Raw genomic sequence first — 4,980 nt, 5'->3', positions numbered from 1 at the left:
GTGGGGCTCCACCGGGGCGGCGGGCTCAGCGGCCGAACTGCCACCAGTTCACGTTGAAGAGAGAACCGCTGCCGCCGGTGAACCGCAGGTAGAGGTCGCGGGTTCCGGTGGCGCCGGTGACCGGGCAGGAGACGGTGGTCCAGGTCTGCCAGCCTCCGGTGCCGGGCACCGTGCACGTCGCCACCCGCGGGCCGGTGGTGCTGTCCAGGCGCACTTCGATGGTGCCGCCGCCGGCTGCCGAGGCCACCCTGGCGGTGAAGGTGCTCGCGCCGGTGCCGAAGGCGGTGCCCCTGATCCTGAGCCAGTCGCCGTTGTCGATGTAGCCGACGTTCATCCCGCCCTCACCGGACGGTTCGGTTTCCACGCCGGAGGCCCAGGCGCTGGTCTCCGCCTCCTGGCGGACGAACGGGTTGAGCGTACCCAGTTGTGGCACCCCGGCGGTGGTCATGTTGATCGTCGGGATGGTGCCGTCGGCGTTGTACTGGAACCTCTCGACGGCGACGGAGCGGGTGAAGCCGCCGCCTCCCGGCAGGGCGCCGTTGTGGTAGAAGAAGTACGAGTTGCCGCGGAAGTCGATGACTCCGGGGTGATTGGTGAAGCTGCTGCCCTGCGTGGGCATGATCGTTCCGCGGAAGGTCCAGGGCCCGGTGGGTCCGGGGGCCGTGGAGTAGGCGATGGACTCCGAGCAGCAGTTCGCCGCGAAGATCATGTAGTAGAGGCCGTTGCGCTTGTAGACCCACGGTCCCTCCTCGTAGAGGGTCGGGCGGGACGGGTTCCCGTCGCGTCGGCCGAAGCCCGCCGTGGTGAGCGGGATCTGGGTGGGGCCGCCCGTGAAGGAGACCATGTCGGGGTTGAGCCGCACGTACCACAGGTTGGGGTTGCCCCAGTAGAGGTAGGCCTGCCCGTTGTCGTCGATGAACACGGCGGGGTCGATCTCCCCGTTCTCCACCAGCGGGCGCCCCAGAGCGTCCCGGAACGGCCCGGTGGGGCTGTCCGAGACGGCCACGCCGATGGCCATCCGCCCGGTGGCTCGGTTGGTCACCGGCACGTACCAGTAGAACTGGCCGTTCCTGGCCACGACATGGCCTGCCCAGGCGTTGGCACTCGCCCAGCTGAACGTGGCCAGACTCAGCGGCGAGCCGTGATCGGTCCAGTTCACCATGTCGGAGGAGGAGAACACCCGCCAGTCGCGCATGGTGAACCAGGTCGAGCCGTCCTCGTCGTGACCGGTGTAGAGGTAGACCCGGTCGTTGTGGACGATGGGTGCCGGGTCGGCGGTGTAGATGGTCTGGACGATGGGGTTGTCGGCCCTCGCCGTGCCGCCCTGGAACAAGGTCATGACGCACAGCAGGCTCACCAGCCAGGCGATGCGGCGCCTGGAGGTCCGACGGGCCGGGAGCGGTGTTCTCGGTGTCACGATAACTCCTCAGGTGGTGGGTTCCGGTCGTGCCGGGAGGCGGCGTCCGCGCCGGGGCCGCCCCGGTTCCTAGGTCTCGCTCACGGGGCGCCGGGACAGGGCCATCGCGTCCTGGACGGCGAGCAGGGGCCGCAGCCGGTAGGCGTACGCGTACTCCCGGTCGGGGAACAGCTTGTAGGCGTCGAGGGTGTGCGCCCCCCAGGTGTCGTTGCCGCCGACGCCCATCTGCCGGTGGTTCAGCCGCAGTACGACCTCCGGCCGGGGCGACAGCTGGTACTCGTGACGGGTCTCGGCCGACAGGTCCTCGGGGGTGAAGTGTGAGGCGTTCACCTCCAACAGCCCTTCGCCGTAGGCGAGCAGGCCCCGGCCCTGGGCGTCGACCAGCGCGACCCAGCGGATGTCGGTCTTGTTGCCGTTCTCCTGGGGGCGGAGGTAGCTGGTCCACTGGTCGCTGACCGTCGAGGAGTACACGCCGACGTCTGAGCCGGTGTGGCGGTCCCAGTGGTTCTCCTCGGGCCCTCGGCCGTAGTAGTGCATCCGCTCCAGGGCGCTCGGCAGGAACAGGATCGTCCCGACCTCCGGTATGTAGGGCAGGCTCGACGAGCCGGGGCGAAGCGTGTTGGCGACCCTGATCTCGCCGTTGCCGTAGACCGTGTACGTGGTGGTGTACTGGGAGGCGGTGCTGGTCGGCAGGGTGCCCCGTACGGTGACCCGGACCGCGCGGTCGGACAGCCGCCGGACGTCGACGCCGGTCACGGTGCGGTTGGCCCCGGCGCTCCGCCAGGTGGCGTTGCGGGTCGGATGGCCGTTGCCCCGGTCGTTGTCGTTGGGCGCCCGCCAGAAGTTGGGCACCGGACCGGAGCTCACCAGGCGCGTGCCCAGCGCCTCGTACGAGGTCATGAGGCCCGTCGACCGGGAGATGGTGACGGTGACGTCGGTGCCGCGCACGGTGATGGTGCCGCCGCTGTCCGAGACGGTCAGCGTCGGTACCTGCGTGACGGGGGTCGGCACGATCGGCGGGCTGTCGAAGTCGACGGGCAGCTGCTGCTTGGCCACCTCGAAACCGGCCTCGGCCCAGGGCGTGGCGGAGCGGAGGGTGAAGGAGAGCCGGAGGAAGTGCTCGGCGCCCGGCGCCGGGGCAGCCGGCCGTCGGATCGGGAGGGCCACGGTCCTGCTGGACAGCGGCGGTACGTCGAGCTGCGCGGCGGTCAGGGTGCCGCGCTGGACGACCTGCCCGTCGGCGACCAGGGCCCAGTCGCCGGTGAACTCGTTGACGTTGGTGAACAGGTACTCGTTGGCGATCCGGATGACCCCGGCCGTGACGTCGGCGCCGGCGGACACGTTGACGGCCTGGTAGATCTGCTTGACCTCGACGGCCTTGCCGGCCGGCCGCCGCTCGGCGTCGAGGATGCCGTTGCCGCAGAAGTTGCCCGCGAAGTCGGGCCGGTCGCCCCAGTCACCGCCGTAGGAGAGATACGTCCGCCCGCCACCCGACGGGATCGGCCAGCGCAACGCCTCGTCGGCGAAGTCCCAGATGAACCCGCCCTGGAGGACCGGATGGCTCCGGATGACGTCCCAGTACTCCTTGAGGTTGCCGGTGGAGTTGCCCATGGAGTGGGCGTACTCGTGCATCACGTACGGCCGGCGGTCGCTGGCGCTGGCACGTGCCTCCACCTGGGCGGGCGACTCGTAGCCCTCGACGCGGAGATCGCTGACCTCCGGGCGGTTGTCGCCCTGGTACTGGATGATCCGGGTGGGGTCGGCCGCGCGGATCCAGTTCCGCATGGTGACGAAGTTGCCGCCCGCGCCCGCCTCGTTGCCGAGGGACCAGATGACGACCGACGGATGGTTCTTGTCGCGGTGCACCATCGCGGCGGCCCGGTCGATCACCGGCGCGGTCCAGTCCGTCCTGGAGGCCGGGTAGTCGCGCATGACACCGTGCGTCTCCAGGTTGGCCTCGTCCATCACGTAGAGGCCGTACTCGTCGGCGAGTTCGTACCACACGGGGTTGTTCGGGTAGTGCGCGGTGCGGACGGCGTTGATGTTGAGCCGCTTCATCGCCCTGATGTCGCGGACCAAGTCCTCCCGGGTCAGGGCCGCCCCGCGGTCGGCGTCGATCTCGTGCCGGTTGACGCCGCGCAGCGACACCGGTCGGCCGTTGATCCGGATCAGGCCGTCCCGGAGCGCGAACTCGCGGAAGCCGACCCGGGCCGACACGGTCTGGACGACGGCGCCCGATGGGTCCCGCAAGCGGAGCACGGCGGTGTACAGCTCGGGGTGTTCGGCCGACCAGAGCCTCGGACCCGGCACACTCCGGGAGGCGCGCGCGGTGATGTCCTGTCCCGGTGGGGCGGAGCCGATGTCGGCGGTGAGGCGCAGCGTGCCGGACCAGGCCGGCCGCCGCTCGGCGTCGTAGAGCTGGGTCTCCACGGTGTAGGTGCCTGATCGCTGGGCGCCGCTGTTGCGGATCTGGGCGGTGACCGCCAGGTCGGCGTTGGTGTAGTTGTCCCGCAGCCTGGTGCCGAGGGTGAAGTCCCGCAGGTGCACCGTGGGCAGCGAGTAGAGGTAGACCGACCGGAAGATCCCGGAGAGCCGGATCATGTCCTGGTTCTCCATCCAGTCCCCGTCCGGGAACCGGAAGACCTCGACGGCGACCAGGTTGGTCCCCGCGCGGACGTGGTCGGTGATGTCGAACTCCGCCGGGGTGTAGGAGCCCTCCCGGTAGCCGACCCGCGTCCCGTTGACCCAGACGTAGAAGCCGGCCTTGACGCCTTCGAAGTGGATGTGGACGCGCCGGCCCTGCCACCCGGCCGGCAGTTGGAACGTGCGGCGGTACTGCCCGACCGGGTTGAACCGCGTCGGCACCTCGGGCGGCAGCGGGGCCTCGCTCTGGCCGCTGGCACCCCACCACGGGTAGGCGATGTTCACGTAGATCGGAAAGTCGTAGCCGTGCAACTGCCAGTTGGACGGCACCGGGATGGTGTCCCAGGAGCTGTCGTCGACGTCGGTCCGGTGGAAGTCGGGGTCCCGGTCGTCCGGCCGGTCGACGTGCTGGAACCGCCAGGTGCCGTCGAGGCCGAGCCGGTAGGGCGAGTCGGTGCGGTCCCCGGCCAGCGCCTGCTGGAGGTCGGCGTAGGGCATGAACGTGGCGTGCGGCGGCTCGGAGTTGACCTCGAAGATCCCAATGTTGTTCCGCCACTCCGGGTGCCCGTTGGGTGGGGTGGGCCACTCGTCGGCCAGCGCGTCGGTCGGCGCGCCGGCCGACGGGGCACCGGTGGCGGCGACCGCGGTCCCCGCCAACGGGGGTACGGCCGCGGTGCCCAGGGCGATGAGACCGCCGCCGAGGAGCGTGCGACGGTGGACCAGCGGGCGCCGCTCCGGGGTACCAGTCATCTGTTGCTTCTTTCTCTGCTGTGCGTCGCGGGTTCAGTAGCAGATCTGGAAGGTGGCGTCGGCTCGGTCCCCGGCGGGGGAGCCCGGACCCAGGGGGTCGATCCGCAGCACGTGGTTCGCGTGCCGCAGGTAGCGCTCCGGGTAGTTGTGCGAGCGGAACGACGTCCACG

General features: G+C 70.3%; 3 protein-coding genes. All 3 read right to left on the bottom strand.

All coding sequences use genetic code 11. The features are described from left to right. Positions 1 to 25 precede the first annotated feature (25 nt). Positions 26 to 1,339, bottom strand: a complete 1,314-nt coding sequence (locus tag E1265_RS33550) for a glycoside hydrolase family 43 protein (RefSeq protein WP_132934729.1) — start codon at positions 1,337 to 1,339, stop codon at positions 26 to 28. Positions 1,340 to 1,486: 147 nt separating this feature from the next. Further along, on the bottom strand, positions 1,487 to 4,810 hold the full coding sequence (locus E1265_RS33545) for a glycoside hydrolase family 2 TIM barrel-domain containing protein (RefSeq protein WP_132934728.1): 3,324 nt from the start codon (positions 4,808 to 4,810) through the stop codon (positions 1,487 to 1,489). A 33-nt stretch (positions 4,811 to 4,843) separates the two neighbouring features. Beyond that, positions 4,844 to 4,980, bottom strand: a 137-nt coding sequence (locus tag E1265_RS33540; protein ID WP_132934727.1) for an AbfB domain-containing protein, incomplete at its 5' end; no start/stop codon positions are given.

It is taken from the genome of Streptomyces sp. 8K308, assembly GCF_004348315.1.
Lineage (GTDB): Bacteria > Actinomycetota > Actinomycetes > Streptomycetales > Streptomycetaceae > Streptomyces.
This window is presented reverse-complemented; position numbering and strand designations above follow the sequence as displayed.